Genomic DNA, 15,923 nt, shown 5'->3' with positions numbered 1-15,923 from the left:
CTCTGTCAGGGAGCTATGGATTAAGTTTCACTATGCTTGATGAACCGCCTAGTGCGGACCCGCATGCTAGGTGGTGTAGGGAGGGCGGGTTAGAGACCCGCCCTTACCCGATTTATGTAACAATCTATTTTCTGTATGCCCAGATAAGACCACCTATCATGGCCACTACCACAAGACCGCCTACAAATTTATCTGATTTTATTTTTGATGCAATTTGACTAATTCTCTCTTTTGCTTGATCAATTGTAATGCCAGAGAGATTTAGTGCCTGGTACTTCGAAATCCACCCTGGCAGATTGGACGGTGGCATATCCCAGACAATTGGAACAATTTTTTTATCAGTTAATAGCGCTCCCCCAAGTTCTTGTTGTACGAACGGCGATTCGCATGCGCTTTTACTGGCAAGAAAAAATACCCAACTAGATGTTTTTAGATTGTTTAATATTTCTGAGGACCACTCCTTGCCTGGCTCAATTGATACTGATGCAAGAAACGTCTTTACATTTTCAGCAATTAAATGCTTGTGCATAAATTGAGCTATTTTTTCATCTTTAGTGCTGTAGCTTATAAATACATCTGACATTCCTTTTTGACCTCTTTGTTATATAACAGCGGATTGTGTGGCCGCTACAAATAATGACCTATACCGACGGCCCAAATAATCTGTTATGCGGAAAAAAGTTCTCATCTCCTTCCTCGTCAGGGAATCGAGAGATAACTGGTAGTCGTGGATCAGGTCTGATGGAAATAGCGTCCTACCAATGAGGATTCCCTTATTTAAAGATAGGTTATCAGAGTTCCTGGCAAAAACAGAATCTTGAGGAAATAAATTCCAGTTCTATAGCGTACTTTTGCCTTTGATGAGGTAATGGTCTAGCGGTCCTTCCATCAATATAACCTGTATAGACGCCGCCAAGGCAAACTGGTCGGCTTCAACGCTTTCCCATTCGCCTTGGTCAACTCAATCTCATAAGCATCCGCCAGATTCTTCTCATTGAGCACCTCTTCCGCAGAACCCTCCGCAAGCGTCATCCCATGATGCAAAAGCTGGAGCCGATGACAATAGTGCGCAGCGAGACTGAGATCATGCAGAACAACAATAACAGAGTGCCCACTCTCACAGTGTTGTCTCAGCAGGTTCATAACATCGAGCTGATGCGCAGGATCAAGGGCGGAGACAGGTTCGTCCGCCAGCAGGATGTCGGGCTCGGTGACCATGGCGCGGGCGAGCAGCACCCGGGCCTGCTCGCCGCCGGAGAGGGTGTTGAAACTGCGCTCCCGGAAGTCCAGCAGGTCGGTGTGGCAGATTACCCGCTCGATGATCTCCCGGTCCGCTTCTCCCACGGATTGCCAGGGCTCCAGGTGTGGGGTGCGGCCGAGTTCGATGATCCGCTCCACGCTCATGGGCCAGGCGATCTCGCTCAGTTGGGGCAGATAGGCGATACGCCGCGCCCGCTCGCTGCGTGGGACCGAGCTGATGGGTGTCTCGTTGAGTGAGAGGCTGCCGGTGTCCGCCTCGATCACACCGGCCAGCAGGCGTAGCAGGGTGCTTTTGCCTGCGCCGTTGGGACCGATCAGGCCCAGCATCTCTCCCCGCTCGAGGACGATATCCACGTCCTGCAGAATCGGTTGGTTGTTCCGTGTCACAAAGAGCGACTCGCCGTAGAGCAGACTCATGCCCCACGACCTCTGTGGTGCAGGATCAGCCAGAGGAAGAAGGGGGCGCCGATGAGGGAGGTGACCACACCCACTTTGATCTCGCCCTGCACCGGCAGCAGGCGTACCCCCATGTCGGCGAGCATCAGCAGCAGTGCGCCGCCCATGGCGCTGGGGATCAGCAGCCGGCTGGGCTGGTAGCCCACCAGGGGGCGTAGCAGGTGAGGCACCACCAGGCCGATGAAGCCGATGGCGCCGGTGACGGAGATGGCCGATCCCACTGCCAGGGCGACGGCGAGAAAGAGGCGTCTTCTCAGGTTGGGCAGGTCGGCGCCCATGGAGCTGGCGGTCTCTTCCCCCAGGGTGAGGAGGTCGAGGGGGCGGCCCTGGCGCCAGATCAGCAGCCAGCCCAGCAGGGTGCCGGGGAGGAGAATCCACAGCTCGTTGCGGCTGACATTGGCCAGGGAGCCGAGCATCCAGAGGGCGATCTCCTGCACCGCGTAGGGGCTGGGGGCCAGGTTGAGGAGCAGGGAGACCAGGGCGAGGGCGAAGGCGTTGACCGCGACCCCCGCCAGGATCAGTGTGAGGGTGCCCCCGTCGCGACCGGCCAGGAGGTAGACCGTCAGGGTCGCCAGCAGGGCTCCCGCCATGCCCCCCATGGGCAGGGCGAAGGCGAAGAGACCGGCGACGCCGAAGTAGAGGGTGATCACGGCACCCAGAGCCGCGCCGCTGGCGCTGCCGACCAGGCCGGGGCTGGCGAGGGGATTGCGCAGCAGGGATTGCATCACCGCACCGCAGAGGCCGAGGGAGGCCCCGGCCAGCAGGGCGACCAGGGTTCTCGGGATGCGCAACTCGGTGAGGATCAGGCTGTAGACGCCGGGCTTGTCGCCGAAGCTCTCCTGCAGTGCCTGCATCAGCGGCAGCGGTTGGCTGCCGATGGTCAGGGAGAGCAGGGCGGTGATGACGATGGCGCCGCCTAGGGAGTAAAGTAGCCGGTGTTGTCGGATTGCGGCGACCATCAATCCTCCTCCCTTGCTTCACGTAACAGTTCCACCGCTTCGGCCAGCATCGGCCCGGGGCAGATCCAGTACTTGTAGGGGATCTTCACCATGGGATTGTTCGCCAACAGGCGGTTCAGGGCGGGGTGGCGCAGCTGTCTCTCCGCCAGGGAGTCGCCCGTCTTCGTATAGGCGGAGGTGAAGAGGGTATCGGGTCGCCAGCGCAGGATCTCCTCCAGCGGGACAGGGGCGTAGCCCTTGACCCCCTGTTGCACGGCCAGGTTGTTCCAGCCCGCGAGTCGCAGGGCCTCGTCCTGCAGGGTGTCGCTGCCGCTGGTGTAGCCCCGGGGCTGGTAGAAGATCGCCGTGGGGGGTGGCTTGGCAACATCCGGGAGATCGGATTGCAGTCGACGCTGCATCCGTGCAATCAGCGACTCTCCCCGGGAAACCTGCCCCAACCGGGCGGCCAGTTGGCGAATATCGCCGATGATATCCTCGACTCGGTTGCCGAGGGAGAGCCGGTGCAGCGGGTAGCCCAGCTGCTCGAGGGTCGTGCGCAGGCGAGAATTGGTATGGGGTGTGACCAGAATCAGATCGGGTTTGAGGCGAATGATCTCCTCGGCCCGGGCATGGTTCAACGGGTATCGGGCAGCCTGTTCGGCGACGAAGGAGCTTGCCGGCTCGGTGGCGAGGTGGCTGACCGATGCCACCTGCCTGGGGCCGGCCAGTAACAACAGCAGCTGATCGCTGCAGAGGTTGACTGAAACCACACGGCGAGGGGGCAGCTCTGTCGCTGCCACCAGCGAGGTCAGCAGTAACAGAAACAGTCCGATCGCCGTGGATCTCATGCTCACTCGAATTGATAGCTGAGGGCCAGCCAGAGGTTTCTCTCCGGTGCGGGGAAGAAGGCGGCCTGTTGGTTGAAGCTGGCGTCGAAGCCGGCACTGCCGGAGTTGGCGTACTCCTTGTCAAAGAGATTGTCTATCCGCAGACTTAGATGCCAAGGCTCATGACGATAGTGAGCGCTCACATTGGTTACCCCGAATCCGGGAAGACGTGCCAGTGCGTTACTGAAATCGCCGCCGACAATGCGCTCGCTGGTGAATACGGTTTCGCCCACCAGGCTCCATTGAGGTGAAAACCGCCAGTCACCGCTGAGGCGGGCCGAGCGGGCCGCCACCAGGGGGATGCGATTGCCCTTGAAGGCGCCGTCGGTGATGGTCGGGTCGGTATAGCTGAGACTGCCGCCGAGGGTCAGGGTGGGATAGGCCCGCCAGCTGCTCTCCAGGGTAACCCCTTTGCGCCGGGTCTCATCCAGATTGGTATTGACGAAACCCGTGGCGTCGAAGCTGATCTCGTCTTCCAGGTCGAGGCGGTAGAGCAGCAGCAGGGTGCGTAGTTCGGGCCGGCTCCACTCGACACCCGCCTCATAGGAGGTGCCAGTCTGGTTCTCGATGCCCACGGGCTGGCCGAAGAGTACATTGGTGTGCTCATCGACGGTGGCGAAGCGGTAGTTCTGATCGAGCCTGACAAAGAGACGCAGATCCTCGGCGGGGGTGAAGTTGAAGCCGAGGGCGGCGGCGTTGACGCTGTCATCCAGTCTGTCGACCCCGCTGCCGCTGCCGTTGTCGATTTCGTTCTCGACCTCTGCATGGCGATACCCCACCGTGGTCGAGGCCCAGCCGGTGATGGGTGCCGTCAATTGCAGATAGTACGCGTTCACCGACTGATCCAGCAGCTGCGGGCCGAAGCTGGTCTGCAGCGCGTAGTCGGTACGCTCCAGGTCGGCGCCGCCGGTGAAGGTCGCCTCCCCGGCGGCGAAGGGGAAGATGGCGATAAGCCGTGGGTTGAATCCCAGGACCTCCCGATCCTGGGTGGAAACCGAGTCCGGCGTGGTGCGGAAACTGGTTTGAAAACTACGTTGGTCGTCGCGCCGGGTGACCTCCCCCTCGAAGGACCAGTAGCCGCCCAGCTCTTGCTGCAGACCGATACGGCTGATATCCGATTCCAGATCGCTGAAGTCTCCGCTATAGGCGGCAATCGATTGCCTGCGGTCCTGCTCCATCTCTGCTTCGAAGAGAGAGCCCGGTAGCTGCTGGTAGTCGTCCACTCGTTGATGCTCTAAAAAGACCTCACCCTGCGGGTGCCGGTAGTCGAGACGCAGGTTGTAGTCGTCCCGCTCGGTCTGATTGTTCTCCCGGTAGTTGTCGCTCTCCCGGTGCCTGGCGGAGAGATGATAGGCCAAGCCGTTCTCCAGGCGGTTGCCGAGATCGGCGTAGAGATCGTATCCATCATAACTGCCGGCGCCGGCGGCAAGCTTGACGCTGAACGCGTCCGCCCGGCGGGTGATGATGTTGACCATGCCGCCTACTGCCTGGTTGCCATACAGGGTGCCGGCACTGCCCTGGACGATTTCGATGCGTTCGACACGGCGCAGGTCGATGCTGTTGAGGTCGGGCGCGGCCCGGTCGCCGCTGTTATTGAGGCGCCGGCCATCCACCAGGATCAGGGTGTTGGCCCCTGCACTGGGACCGAAGCCGCGCATATCGATGGTCGCCTTGCTGCCGTCGCCGTAGAGGCTGGTGAGCTGAATGCCGCTATGCCCGCCCAGCAGTTGTAGCAGATTTTGGGCCGCGCTCCGCTCAATCTCCTCCCGGGTGATGACACTGATAACCGAGCTGGTTAAGGGATTCGTCTGGATAGTGCGCGATGCACTGACCAGGATGGAGGCAAGCTCGGTCTCCACAGCCAGGCCGGGAGTCGACAGGAAAAGGGAAAAACCGGTGGGTACCAGTATGGGTAGTACTAAACGTTTCATTGAGTCTCCATGGGACGCACACCCGCGTCGTCGAGGTGGATAGGGGTGCGAAGGCCGGTATCCGGACTTACAGACTGGTGGGGTCACCCGACACCGGCGCCTTCCCATGCACATGGAGTGTAATCACAGTGGCATAATGCGGTGTCTTGATCTGCTTACCGTTGCGGGGGCAGTGCAGGTCTCTCACCTGCTTCCCGTTTACCCCGTTGGCGGCTTTGCCGCCGCGGGGCTCTCCCGTCACCATGGACGGGTACCTTCAGCAGGCAGGGAAAGTACAGTTATACCGCTAAAAAATCAAGGTATAGGATATATGCCAGCGCTTCCTCTTATTCGAAAAATCGTTACGGAGTCAGTTGTCTCTTCTTTGGAATACAACCGGGTTACTGCAATGGGTGGGCTTGGGTCATGGCTTGGAGGAATCCCTCCTCCGCATGCACATGTTGATGATCCTGATAGTGGCGATAGAGATCGATTACCGGATCGATGACCTCATGCCTGGGATCACCTGCCTTGGTGTAGGGTGAGTTGAGTGTAACCGAAAGATAGCCTCCCTTGCGAAAAGGATTCTCGCACTCCCAGCCGACCATGAACCAGACGGTGTAATTCAGTCGCCCGCCCTGACAGGTGACAGGGGCCGCCTCGAACACGACCTGTTCGATGGAGTCGAGATTTACATGACAATGGTGACCGCGAAATTCACCAATCTGCCAGGTTTCATGCCCGTCGTGGGTAAAATATTGAAGCCCGCGTCCCAGATCCTCGGTCTTGAATTCGATGATCAGTTTTGGACGGCAGATAACCAGTGAAGCATCCCGCAGCTTGAGTGTCTCGCGCATAATCTCTGCCACCCAGGGTTCGGCTTGTGGGTCCATCGGTTCCGGGTTCGGCTCATATGATGTTGTTTGGTTCATTGTTCTATCTATCCTGCCAGTCGCCCCATGACATCCTGGACGGATTCCCAGGGTTTTTTATTGTCGAAGAAAAAGTCAGTGCGCTCTTCTTCCGGGATCATCTCAAGGGCGCAGCTGCCGATTTCATGCCAGCAATCGTTCACGGCTGACGATTCGGGTCCGCATCCATAACCTGTCGCCGACCATTGGATAGCGTCTCCGAAACGTTGTCTGTGATCCATGAACCTTTTAAAAAATGCCTTTACCAGGGGTCGGTTGAGTGCCTGTCTTCGGTAGGGCCGCCCGGCCGAAACAGCGAAATTGCCAGGACCGTGATCGCCAACGAGAAAGACTTCGAACGAGGGCTTCCATCCGTAACAGACACTGGGCGTGACCGCGTATTCCACATGGCTGAACTTACCAAGATCAATGTGGAGATGGTGGTGCTCACCGCGAACCCGTAGATCCCTGAGATCGACGAATTTGCCCGTATAGGCGGCTTCAGTTAGCCATGCCTTGCCATCGCTGATGATCTCGGAGATCGCACCGTGGTCCCACTTGCCGCAGATAATCACGATCTCTTTTACCGCAAGCCACTCGCGCAAGACCGTCTCAAGGCTACAGATAGTCTCTATATCGGGAGCTACTTCAGGAACCGCTAATTTGTTCATGAAACCTCCCCCTGATCCACCGGTACTTCTAGATTATGATCGATCTATGCTGACTTATTGCCGTTTAAAAAAGTATTTGTAATGGTCAGCTATTAGTCAAAGAGCTAATTGTTATCGGATCTATAGGTATCAACTATATATATAGAAACTTATAATCTCAGCCCGTGCGCTGTACGAATATGAAATGCAAGCCGGGTCAAAAGAGTCAGAATTTTCGAACTGAGACGGATCCGGTTGTCTGCTATTTGGGGTAGTCTGTCTGAAGTAGGCTTGAAACAGGGATATCCCAGGAGAGTCCCGGATCGGGAGCGCCGGTTTTCCTCGCCAGTATGGCGATGCTCTGATTGATCGGAAACCGATGTGTGCTGGCTGTGGTGTGATCACGGGAGAGGGAGAGGATTCGACCCGGAGTCCCCTCCTGCGATTCCAGTATCTCGAATCCGGTGCTTTCATTGAGCAGGATTTTGAAGGTCTCCCCGGAGAAGCGCCAGAAGTCCCAGGGCAGCTCATGGGGGGGAATGGCCGGATGGGTGGATATGTAGAGCAGACCGCCGGGTTTCATGACTCTGTTGATTTCGAGCGCCGCTTTCCAGGGCATGGCCAGATGTTCGAACACCGATACCGAAAAGACGGCATCGTAGTGCTCGCCGGGAAGAAGCGATGAGAGTGTATGCACGTCTCCGGCCACATCGACGTTTTCGCCCGGGTGGATATCCATTCCTGTATAGTTGACAGTTGGACTGAATACCTCGCGCCAAACCACGCCGGTCACGTTTCTCGATCCGATCTCAAGTAGCGTCGCCTGCTCCATATCGTTGACCGATTCAATGAAGCGGCTGAAAACCTGGTAGAAGGAATCTGTGTCGATTCTTTTCTTAAAGGGGATCAGTAGCCAGCTGAAGCTTGTGAGCAGTGTGGTTGTCATCAGGTAGATGACAAAGTTTGCAATGCCGTTTTCGCGAATACACCGAGGGATCCTTTTTATATGATTTAACAGTTTCACGCTGACGCCAATCCCTGAAATAGGCCGTGGTTCGATTTACTTTTTCGCCCGAACACTGGTGTATGCGGAGTGCTGATTGTTGAGAGGGAAAGTGATGTGATGATGAAATCCCTTCAAGTGGCCGACTCCGTTCAATTCGTTTTATTATACACCTTTCCGGCACCCGACCCGAATAGCCTTATAACCCGATTCATTCCGAACATTACTATTCCTCGTATCGTGATTATCTATCTCCATGGACTCAACAGTGCCGGCAGTTCCGGCAAGGCGGCGGTATTGAGAGCATCGCTCCCCGGCATGCAGGTCATCAGTCCTACCTATCCAGCCCATACTGCGGCGAAAGCTGTCGAATCGCTGACTCAAACCCTGCGGCCTCTGATGGCGGATGAGAATAGTGCTGACGAGCCTTTGGTCATGGTGGGGAGCTCCATGGGGGGGTTCTACGGCGCCTGGCTGGCACAGCAGCTGCAGATTCACCACCTGGTGATGATCAATCCCGCCCTACAGCCCTGGGAGCTGCTGCAACAGGTGATAGGCTGGCAATACAACCAGGCCCTGGATGAGCGTTACTATCTCTCATCGGAGATGGTGGCCGGCACACGGCAATACACGGTGGAGCCGAGCCCTGAAGGGGTGCCGACAACCCTGCTACTCGACAAGGGGGATGAACTGATCGACTACCGTATCGCAGAGGGGATCTATCAGGGGATCGGTAACATTCACTGTTTCGAGGGGGGGAGCCACACCTTCGACCACATGGAGGAGGCGGTGGCGATCATCGCTGGGATTCATCGCTCACTGGAAGAGATTAAGAAGTCCGCGAATGAACACGAATAAATGCAAATGTTTTTATATATACGTACCCACTCAGGAGCATGGGAACTAGCAATCTGGAGGTAGGGTGCGGCTTGCCGCACCAATACACAATCATCAGTGTGGCACCGGCGTATCCGGATGGTTTAACGGTGCGGCAAGCCGCACCCTACATGACATTTGCGTTTATTCGCGTTTATTTGCGGACTGGAATCAACCCTCTTCGACGGGTTCGCTGAATGAGCAGTCCTTTTGCGGGCAGACCTTTTCGGTACCGTTTCGCTTGGTGGTTTTGATGGTCAGCACCGGCCAGCCGCAGTTGGGGCAGGGTTCGGCGACCGGTTCATTCCACACGGCGTAGTCGCAATCCGGGTAGGTGGAACAGGAGTAGAAGATCTTGCCGCGCCGGGATTTACGCTTCAACAGCGTGCCTTTGCTGCACTTGGGGCAGGTAACGCTTGTATCCTCCGGCTTCTCCAGCGGTTCGATATATCGGCATTTCGGATAGTTGGAACAGCCGATGAATTTGCCGTAACGGCCGCGCTTGATGACCAGTTCAGCGCTGCATTCAGGGCAGCTGCGCCCTTCCACAACCTCCGGTTCTTCCTTCTCGCTGGTGTCCGCGTTCAGGTCCCGGGTGTAGTCGCAGGTGGGGTAGTTGGTGCAGCCGATGAAGCGGCCGTGCCGGCCGAGGCGAATGGAGAGCGGTGAGCCGCAGCTGGGACAGGCCTCATCCAGGGCTTCATGGGTGACATCGCTGCGTTTCACATTCTCCTGGGTATGATCGATCTGCTCCTTGAACGGCCCCCAGAACTTGCTCAACAACGGTATCCAATCCTCTTCACCGCGGGAGACGGCATCGAGTTCATCCTCCAGATTGGCGGTGAAACCGTAGTCCACGTAGCGGGTAAAGTAATCGGTGAGAAATCTGTTCACCACCCGGCCCACATCGGTGGGCTTGAAGCGCTTCTTCTCCAGTACCACATACTCCCGATCCTGCAGGGTGGAGATGATGGAGGCATAGGTGGAGGGACGGCCGATGCCGTACTCCTCAAGGGCCTTCACCAGGCTCGCCTCGCTATAGCGGGGCGGTGGCTCGGTAAAGTGCTGCTCGGGGCGGACCGCCTTCAGGGGCAGTGTCTCCCCCTCCTTCAGCGGCGGTAACAGTTTTTCATCGCTGTCGCTCTTGGCACCGTCATCGAGCCCTTCCTGGTAGACCGTGATGAAGCCGGGTTTGGCGATCACAGAACCATTGGCGCGGAAGATATTGCCCTCGCCGCACTGCAGATCGGCGGCCACCGTGTGGATCGTGGCGTGAATCATCTGACAGGCGACCGACCTTTTCCAGATCAGTTCATAGAGTCTGGCCTGATCCTTGGTCAGGTGACTTTTGATCTCTTCCGGTATGCGCATTACCGAGGTGGGCCTGACCGCTTCATGGGCCTCCTGGGCATTCTTCGACTTGGTCTTGAAGTGGCGCACCGATGGGGGCAGCTGATCGTTGCCATAGCGCTTGCTGATCAGCTCCCGGATCTCAGCCAGGGCTTCGTCCGCCAGGTGAACAGAGTCGGTACGCATGTATGTGATCAGGCCGACAGTGCCCTGACCGACGTCCACCCCCTCATAGAGCTGCTGTGCGGTGCGCATGGTGCGTTGCGTCGTGAATCCAAGCTTGCGGGCCGCCTCCTGTTGCAGGGTGGAGGTGGTAAAGGGTGGGGCGGGATTGCGTTTGCGCTGTTTCTTCTCGACCTTGTCCACCAGCAGGCCGCCGCTGCCTGCCTGCAACAGCTGTTTTTCAGCAGCCTTGGCGCTGAGCTCATCGGTAATGCTGAACTTCTCCAGCTTTTCACCCCGGTAATGGGTGAGGCGTGCGGAGAAACCCTGTTTCTCTTTTTCAGTATCCGCTTCTATGGTCCAGAACTCTTCCGCCTTGAAGGCCTCGATCTCATGTTCCCTTTCCACGATCATGCGCAGGGCCGGGCTCTGTACACGGCCTGCCGAGAGACCCCTGCGAACCTTTTTCCATAACAGGGGCGAGAGATTGAAACCCACCAGGTAGTCTAGCGCCCTGCGCGCCTGCTGAGCATCGACCAGCTCATGGGAAAGCTCGCGGGGATTGGATATGGCGTCATTCACCGCTTTTTTGGTGATTTCGTTGAACACGACCCGGTAGACCGGTTTGTCCTTGAGCTTGCCGCGTTGCTTGAGCAGCTCGGAAAGGTGCCAGGAAATTGCCTCACCTTCACGGTCGGGGTCGGTCGCCAGGTAGAGGGCTTCAGATTTTTTCAGTGCCTTTGTGATGGCTTGGACATGGCGGTCGTTACGCTCGATCACCTGGTATTTCATGGCGAAACCCTTGTCGGGATCGACCGCGCCCTCTTTGGGTATAAGGTCCCTCACATGGCCGTAGGAGGCCATTACCTCGAAGTTTCCACCGAGGTATTTTTTGATGGTTTTTGCCTTTGCCGGCGATTCAACAATAACCAGATTCATCTCTGTTTGGGTCGTTTCAAGGGAAAAACGCGGGACAGTGAACCGTCCCACGTAAAAGAAATCAAGTGTTTTATGTCAGCAGCGGTTAATGCAGGAACATCGGAACTTCGTTATAGACCATGTCCTCCATGCGCGCGAAAGCTGCTTCCTGTCCAGGCTGATTCATCAATACCAGTAGAATAATCCATTTCAACTCCTCTTCCGTGATGATGGCGGTGTCGAGCGCCAGGGCCCGGTCGATAACGAGCTCACGGGCATTTACCGTCAGTATGTCATTCTGCTCCAGAAACAGCAGCAAACCACGGGAATCCACATCCAGTCGGGCGGTCTCCTCTGCCGTGAAGACCCTCAGGGAGTGAGATTGATTGGTGTCACCATGCTGAGACTGATCGTTGTTGGCGAGTTCATCCAGCCAATCGAAGGCCTTATCGATCTCGCCCGCGGGGAAGCCGGCTTGAATCAATTCGTCACGAAGTTCGTGTTGATCCGATGGTGGGGCCTGTTCACCATCCATATAGTTCTCATAGAGGTAGATCAGAATGTCGACCACGTTTTCGTTCATATGCTCTCTCACCCGCTGTGGCGGGATGTCAGTCTGTCTGTACGGCAGTAGTAGCCGCCGGGAGCCGATGATACATGACCTTCAAGCTCGAGCAACAGCAGCATGGACGAAACTGCCTCCGCGGTCAAACCCGTACGGGTGATTAATTCGTCAACCGACACCGGATCATAGCCCAGCGCCTGCACCAGGCGCTGGTAGTCGGCATCCCGTTGCATGATATCAGAATCTTCTGTAGTCGATTCAGTATCTGTCGGGTTTTCCAGCGTTGCGAACAGGGCGCCCAGTTCCTCGACGATGTCCTGGGCAGACTCCACCAGCTTGGCGCCCTGTCTGATCAGGGCATGGCAGCCACGGGCCTGGGGATTGTGAATGGAGCCAGGAATGGCAAATACCTCTCGCCCCTGTTCTGATGAGAGTCTTGCGGTAATCAGTGATCCGCTCTGCAGTGTGGCCTCGACAACCAGGGTACCGAGCGCCAGGCCGCTGATGATCCGGTTGCGTCGCGGGAAGTTTTCCGCTCTTGCCGGGGTGCCGGGTGGAAACTCGGTGACCAAGAGTGCCTGATCGGCAATCTGATGGGCGAGACGCTTATGACTGCCGGGATAGATCCGGTCTGCTCCCGTTCCCATCACGGCAATGGTCGAGCCGCCCTTGAGTGCGCCGCTGTGAGCTGCGCCGTCGATTCCCTGAGCCAGGCCGCTTGTGATACAGAAGCCTGAGGCGGCCAGGCTTCGGGCGAATTCGTGGGCATTCTCGAGTCCGGTGGCGGTCGGATTGCGGCTGCCGACGATAGCCAGTTGAGGCTGGTGCAGCAGCTGTTTGTCACCGATCAGAAAGAGCAGGGGGGGCGGTGCGTCGATCTGTCGCAGCAGGGTTGGATATTCCTTGTCGTTGAGGGTGAGGAGTTGATGATTCGGCTTCGTCAACCACTCCAGGGAGGCTTTTATCCGGCTGCGGTCTTGCGCCAACAGGGCGTCGATGGCCGGATTCGGTATGCCAAGCTCGGCAAGTTCAGTACGCGAGGCGTCGAGGATGGATTGCGGTTCGCCGAAGTGGTCCAGCAGGCGCTGAAAGTAGCGACTGCCGATACCGGAGGCGAGGCCGACGAGCAGCCAGGCCTCCGGGTCTTGTTGAGATGTGCCGGTTGTACCATCCATGCTACGCGGCTTGTTCAGATCGATTGTTTTTTAAGAGCCCGGTGTGCGTACCCAGTCCAAAACATGCAGAGGTTTTGTGGCATCCATGACCAGCGCGAAACTGACCTTCTCGAAGGTACGAAAGACCATCAGATGGCCGGCCTCTTCCAGCGGCAGCGTGACCGTTTCACCGCGGCCTTTGACGATGTCGCGGATAGCTTCGCCACCCTGCAGTATGCGCAGCACATGGCCGGCCTCCAGGCCCACGTTGGCGCCCTTGTTCAACACCACCACGTTGTATTGCCCGATCTGGGTTACGCCGTTGAGCACCGAGATGATGCGTCCTTCGATGGGATTCTCAGGCACCCGGGGTTGAAAGTCGATCAGCGGCTCGTCCTCCTGCTCCTTGATCAGGCGGTCACCGATGATCGCTTCCATGTCGGAAGAGGTAAGCAGCAGCTTGGCGGGATCGCCTGTTCTTTTCAGTTCGGAAGTGCCGACATAGAGGGCTTCATAGCCGAGAATCTCTCCCGTATCAGGATCTTTATAGGGCTTTTCCGGTCTAACCACCGCGTATTGGATTGGCCGCTCCTCCATGATGCTGCGGGCGTAGTAGCTGATACCCGCGCCGCCCACAATATGGTCATCCAGAAAATGGACGATATAGGGTGCCTTTTCCAGCTCATTCTCGTCGACCACATAGGGGCGGGTCAGGAATGGGGCGATGGCATCGATGGGGATGGTCGGAATCGCCTGATCCAGAGGAGTGGCTCGGACTCTTGGCGAAAGGCTGTTTTTCCGGCTCAGTTGGAGTACCGGCTGACCGTCGCGATAGGTGAGAACGATCTCGTCACCGGGATAGATCAGATGCGGGTTTGCAATTTGCGGATTGACATACCAGACCTCTGGCCACAGCCAGGGATCCCGCAGAAACATCGATGAGATGTCCCAGAGCGTATCGCCCTTGACCACGGTGTAGCGTTCCGGGTGTGAGGGATTAAGCGCGACATGCTGGGCCGCAAGTGCGGAAAAGGAGAGCAGCAGGCCGCTGATGACTCCGATGAGTTTGTTGTTAAGATATGACATAACTATTCCCTTGGGTACGAAGCGGAAAACCTAGCGATCAACTGCGGATATTCTCCCGTGTGTTGTGTTCTATACTCGATGACGATTTTTCTTGAAAAACAGTCTGTGACACTACACTAGTTTCCAGTATGATCATAATGTTAGCGCAATTTCTTGCATTTGTACTATAGATTTTGGAAAAACAGATGGCGATTCTAGACATACTCCATTTTCCCGATCCACGACTGCGCAACAAGGCCAAACCAGTGGCTCAGGTTGACGACTCTATACGTCGGCTGATTGACGATATGCTTGAGACAATGTATCAGGCCCCGGGAATCGGGCTTGCCGCGACCCAGGTCAATGTGGCCAACCGGGTGGTCGTTATCGACCTGTCCGAAGAGAAGAATCAGCCTCTTTGCCTGGTGAATCCGGAGATAATCGAGAAAGATGGCGAAGAGCAGATGGAAGAGGGTTGTCTCTCGGTCCCCGGCGCCTACGAAATGGTGAAACGGGCCAACCTGATCCGGGTACGGGCCCTCGGTCGTGACGGTGCCGCCTTCGAAATGGAGGCCGAGGGATTGTTGGCGGTCTGTATACAGCATGAACTGGATCACCTGGAAGGTAAATTGTTTGTGGACTATCTCTCCAGCCTCAAGCGTCAGCGGATCCGTAAGAAGCTGGAAAAGGAGAGTCGGCAGCAGGATACCCCCGGCGCAAAAGCCCACCAGGTCATCTGAACACGCTCTGGAGTCCCATCTTGATCCAATATTCATCCGTCCATTCGGGTTTGTCTGAGACACCGGTCCCAAACCTATCAAATCCAACCCGATATTTTGACCAAAGCAGGTCAACCGCTCATGTCTGAGCCACTGAAAATCGTATTTGCCGGCACGCCGGCGTTTGCCGCCACCGCGCTCGAGGCCCTGTTAACCACTCATCATCGGGTAGTGGCCGTCTATACCCAACCGGATCGACCCGCCGGCAGGGGCAGGAAAGTACAACTCAGTCCGGTTAAGGAGATGGCCCTGGCAAAAGGCATAGAGGTCAGGCAGCCACAAACATTGAAGGATGAAAACGCACAGCATGAACTGGCCGGCCTGAACGCGGATTTGATGGTGGTGGTGGCCTATGGATTGTTACTGCCGCAGGCTGTTTTGGATATTCCCAGGTTGGGTTGTATCAACATACATGCATCCCTGTTGCCGCGCTGGCGGGGAGCCGCACCGATCCAGCGGGCGCTGTTGGCCGGCGACAAGGAGAGCGGCGTCACCATCATGCAGATGGAAGCCGGCCTCGACACCGGGCCGATGCTGTACACTTTGAGGTCGCCGATTCGTGACGATGATACCGGCGGTACCCTGCATGACCGCTTGGCGCTGTTGGGCGCGCAGGCGCTGGTGACCTGTCTGCCCGACCTGGCCGGTGGCCGACTGCAAGCCGAAATCCAGGATGAGCATCTGGCCAACTATGCCGGTAAGCTGGAAAAACAGGAGGGATTGATCGACTGGTCGCGACCCGCTGCAGAGATTGACCGCAAGGTGCGGGCCTTTAATCCGTGGCCCGTGGCCCAATGCCGCTACGACGACAGGATCATGCGAATCTGGCAGGCGCAGCCATTGAACGAAGGGTGTGCCGCTAAGCCGGGGGAGGTATTGCGTAGTGGGAAACCCGGCATCGACGTTGCCACCGGTGATGGGGTTTTGCGAATCAGCCAACTGCAGATGCCGGGAAAACGTGCCATGTCCGCCGCCGATTTTCTCAATGCCCACTCGATGGATGGCGTGGTATTGGGGTGATGCCGGCCGGCGCGGGGAC

At 57.1% G+C, this 15,923-nt stretch carries 15 protein-coding genes and 1 riboswitch; of the genes, 3 read left to right on the top strand and 12 right to left on the bottom strand.

The genetic code is table 11. The annotated features are described in order from the left end of the window. Positions 1-124 precede the first annotated feature (124 nt). The 8 genes from CODIS_RS17875 to CODIS_RS17840 all read right to left on the bottom strand — a co-directional run bounded on the left by CODIS_RS17875 (position 125) and on the right by CODIS_RS17840 (position 8,036). Positions 125-583, bottom strand: a complete 459-nt coding sequence (locus CODIS_RS17875; RefSeq protein WP_069127695.1) for a toll/interleukin-1 receptor domain-containing protein — start codon at positions 581-583, stop codon at positions 125-127. Positions 584-888: 305 nt separating this feature from the next. Then, entirely contained in the window at positions 889-1,677 is a 789-nt protein-coding gene (locus CODIS_RS17870) for an ABC transporter ATP-binding protein (RefSeq protein ID WP_069127691.1), read from the bottom strand. Next, entirely contained in the window at positions 1,674-2,675 is a 1,002-nt protein-coding gene (locus CODIS_RS17865; RefSeq protein WP_069127687.1) for a FecCD family ABC transporter permease, read from the bottom strand. Before CODIS_RS17865 ends, CODIS_RS17870 begins: the two co-directional genes overlap by 4 nt. After that, positions 2,675-3,502, bottom strand: coding sequence for an ABC transporter substrate-binding protein (locus tag CODIS_RS17860; RefSeq protein WP_069127685.1), 828 nt, complete (start codon positions 3,500-3,502; stop codon positions 2,675-2,677). The genes CODIS_RS17865 and CODIS_RS17860 overlap by 1 nt, the downstream gene beginning before the upstream one ends. Positions 3,503-3,504: 2 nt before the next feature. After that, positions 3,505-5,472: a TonB-dependent receptor gene (locus tag CODIS_RS17855; protein ID WP_069127681.1), complete on the bottom strand. Its 1,968-nt coding sequence runs from the start codon at positions 5,470-5,472 to the stop codon at positions 3,505-3,507. Positions 5,473-5,507: 35 nt separating this feature from the next. After that, positions 5,508-5,745, bottom strand: a riboswitch (cobalamin riboswitch). A gap of 107 nt (positions 5,746-5,852) precedes the next feature. Next, positions 5,853-6,383: a hypothetical protein gene (locus tag CODIS_RS17850; RefSeq protein ID WP_069127673.1), complete on the bottom strand. Its 531-nt coding sequence runs from the start codon at positions 6,381-6,383 to the stop codon at positions 5,853-5,855. A gap of 8 nt (positions 6,384-6,391) precedes the next feature. Next, positions 6,392-7,033, bottom strand: coding sequence for a hypothetical protein (locus CODIS_RS17845; RefSeq protein ID WP_069127670.1), 642 nt, complete (start codon positions 7,031-7,033; stop codon positions 6,392-6,394). 241 nt (positions 7,034-7,274) lie between these two features. Further along, on the bottom strand, positions 7,275-8,036 hold the full coding sequence (locus tag CODIS_RS17840; protein WP_069127667.1) for a class I SAM-dependent methyltransferase: 762 nt from the start codon (positions 8,034-8,036) through the stop codon (positions 7,275-7,277). Positions 8,037-8,135: 99 nt separating this feature from the next. Here CODIS_RS17840 and CODIS_RS17835 point away from each other — a divergent pair, with 99 nt between their 5' ends. Continuing rightward, a complete protein-coding gene (locus CODIS_RS17835) occupies positions 8,136-8,873 on the top strand; it encodes a YqiA/YcfP family alpha/beta fold hydrolase (protein WP_235615273.1) in 738 nt (245 codons plus the stop codon). 189 nt (positions 8,874-9,062) lie between these two features. Here CODIS_RS17835 and topA read toward each other — a convergent pair whose 3' ends face one another. The 4 genes from topA to CODIS_RS17815 form a co-directional block, all read right to left on the bottom strand. Further along, on the bottom strand, positions 9,063-11,342 hold the full coding sequence (gene topA, locus CODIS_RS17830) for a type I DNA topoisomerase (RefSeq protein ID WP_069127664.1): 2,280 nt from the start codon (positions 11,340-11,342) through the stop codon (positions 9,063-9,065). 85 nt (positions 11,343-11,427) lie between these two features. Next, positions 11,428-11,904 carry a Smg family protein gene (locus CODIS_RS17825; protein ID WP_069127660.1) on the bottom strand — a complete coding sequence of 159 codons (477 nt, stop codon included), beginning with the start codon at positions 11,902-11,904 and terminating at the stop codon, positions 11,428-11,430. 8 nt (positions 11,905-11,912) lie between these two features. After that, entirely contained in the window at positions 11,913-13,061 is a 1,149-nt protein-coding gene (gene dprA / locus CODIS_RS17820; protein ID WP_069127657.1) for a DNA-processing protein DprA, read from the bottom strand. Between the two features lie 30 nt (positions 13,062-13,091). After that, positions 13,092-14,126 carry a LysM peptidoglycan-binding domain-containing protein gene (locus CODIS_RS17815; protein WP_069127655.1) on the bottom strand — a complete coding sequence of 345 codons (1,035 nt, stop codon included), beginning with the start codon at positions 14,124-14,126 and terminating at the stop codon, positions 13,092-13,094. Positions 14,127-14,311: 185 nt separating this feature from the next. Between CODIS_RS17815 and def the strand changes: the two genes are divergently transcribed. Next, positions 14,312-14,845, top strand: a complete 534-nt coding sequence (def, locus tag CODIS_RS17810; protein ID WP_069127652.1) for a peptide deformylase — start codon at positions 14,312-14,314, stop codon at positions 14,843-14,845. Positions 14,846-14,965: 120 nt separating this feature from the next. Next, positions 14,966-15,904, top strand: coding sequence for a methionyl-tRNA formyltransferase (fmt, locus tag CODIS_RS17805; protein ID WP_069127649.1), 939 nt, complete (start codon positions 14,966-14,968; stop codon positions 15,902-15,904). The last annotated feature ends 19 nt before the right edge of the window (positions 15,905-15,923 follow it).

The organism is Candidatus Thiodiazotropha endolucinida (assembly GCF_001715975.1).
GTDB lineage: Bacteria > Pseudomonadota > Gammaproteobacteria > Chromatiales > Chromatiaceae > Thiodiazotropha > Thiodiazotropha endolucinida.
Note: the sequence above shows the minus strand (reverse complement) of the source record. Positions and strands in the feature narration are given on the sequence as shown.